The 1,772-nt window shown below is 73.9% G+C and carries 2 protein-coding genes and 1 pseudogene; 2 read left to right on the forward strand and 1 reads right to left on the reverse strand.

The genetic code is table 11. The features are described 5' to 3' along the window. Nucleotides 1-377, forward strand: a pseudogene (locus ESO86_RS19300) (hypothetical protein); the annotation flags it as partial. Between the two features lie 9 nt (nucleotides 378-386). After that, nucleotides 387-905, forward strand: a complete 519-nt coding sequence (locus ESO86_RS16270) for a DUF4190 domain-containing protein (protein ID WP_129235883.1) — start codon at nucleotides 387-389, stop codon at nucleotides 903-905. Nucleotides 906-920: 15 nt separating this feature from the next. Here ESO86_RS16270 and ESO86_RS19305 read toward each other — a convergent pair. Next, nucleotides 921-1,772: THUMP-like domain-containing protein (locus tag ESO86_RS19305; protein ID WP_165308104.1), on the reverse strand; the 852-nt coding region annotated here is incomplete at its 5' end.

Genomic DNA, 1,772 nt, shown 5'->3' on the forward strand with positions numbered 1-1,772 from the left:
GTGCCGTCGGCGGCGGCGCCCCGGTGCCTCCCACCGGCGGGTACGGGGGGTACGGCGGCTACGGCGCCGCCGGAACGGCGCCCGCGCCCGCCCGGCCGACGCCCGTGCTCAGCCTGATCTCGCTCATCGCCGGCATCATCGGCGTCATCGGCTCGCCGGTCGTGTTCATCCCGTTCGTCGGCGGCGTGCTGCAGCTCTTCGTCCCGGCCGCGGCGATCGTGCTCGGCTTCCTCGGACGCCGCAAGGAGACCGCAGCCAAGGGGATGTGGCTCACGGGTCTCATCCTCGGCTTCGTCGGCATCGGCCTCGCACTCCTCTCGTTCCTCCTGTGGGGGATGCTGTTCTCGATCGGCAGCGGCTACGGCTACGGCTACTGAGGCGAGCACATGACCGACGAGCGTCCGGCGCGACCACGCGATCCGGGAACCGACGGGGCACCGGGGACGACACCACCGCCGTACGGTCCTGCGGAGCGTCCGGCGTCGACCGATCCCGAGCGCCCGCCCGCGGCCGACGCGCCGTCCGCTCCGGCCCGTGAGTTCGACGTCCCCTACGACACTGGGGCGCTGCACGGGCTCCCGACCGGACAGCTCCTCGCAGTCGGGCGCCCCCTTCCCGAGCCGCTCGAGGCGGCGGAGTACGAGGACGAGGAGGAGCAGCGCCGGGTCTACAGCCAGGTCGGCGCGGTCATCGGCTCGATCGGCGCCGTCGCGTCGCTCTTCGTCGGCTGGATGTTCCCGCTGTCGGTCGCGGCGATCGTCTTCGGCGTGCTCGGGCTGCGGCGCGAGGAGCACGGCCGGATCCTCGCGTTCGTCGGCATCGGGACCGGTGTCACCGGTCTCGTCTTCTCCGGCGTCTGGCTCGGGTACTACGCCATCGTCTTCGGCGCGCTCTCGACCGCCTGAGGGCTACCGCGGCGCTCAGAGCCGCTCGACGAGGATCGCGACGTGACGGCCCTCCTCGCGCGTGAGCACGACGGTCGCCGAGACGTCGCCCCTGAGCTTCAGGCGGGTCCGGAGGGCGGCCGGATCGACGTCCACTCCGCGCTTCTTGATCTCGAGCGCGCCCACGCCGCGCTCCTGAAGCGCCCGCCGAAGGCCGCGCTCGTCCGCGGGGAGGCGCTCGATCACGCGGAAGCCCCTGGCGAACGGGGTGTCGACCTCGCGGTCCCCGGTCAGGTACGCGATGCCCTCGCTCAGCATCCACGCGCCCATGGATCGGGCGAGATCGCCGATGAGGCGGGCGCGGATGACCGCGCCGTCGGGCTCGTAGAGGTAGTCGCCGAGGGGGCCGACGGGGGCGTCCTCGGCGTCGGCCGGCGCGACGAGCTCCTGCGCGCCGTCGCCCCGGATCACGAGCGCCGCCCGGCCGATGCCCGCACGGGCGAGTGCCCCCGTCCAGACGACGAGCTCGACGACGTCGCCGTCGACCGAGACCCACTGCGCTTCCGCGCCGTCGGGCACGACATCGCGGTCGGTGCCGGGCCCGAGCTTCACGCCGACCGGCATCCGATCGGCGAGGGCGAACACGAAGTCGAGCGGAGGGGAGTAGTCCGCGGCGTCGGCGAGCCTCGTCGTCGTGCCCCCCGATGTCGTGCGGCGTGCCGGGTCGAGCCAGGCGGCGTCGATGCCGCCGAGCGAGACGTCCTCGGCGCGCGCGTGGAGCACGCGCACCTTCGGGAACGGCGTGAGGTTGAACGCGGCGACGGCGGCCGTCACCTCATCGGCCTCGGCCGCGGTCACGTCCAGGTCGACCGCGGCGAGGGCCAGCGC

The organism is Agromyces binzhouensis, from assembly GCF_004135055.1.
Classification (GTDB): Bacteria; Actinomycetota; Actinomycetes; order Actinomycetales; family Microbacteriaceae; genus Agromyces; species Agromyces binzhouensis.

Bases quoted from the DNA above. Each gene is read 5' to 3' on its own strand.
- ESO86_RS16270 (WP_129235883.1), top strand. From the start codon at position 387: ATGACCGACGAGCGTCCGGCGCGACCACGCGATCCGGGAACCGACGGG.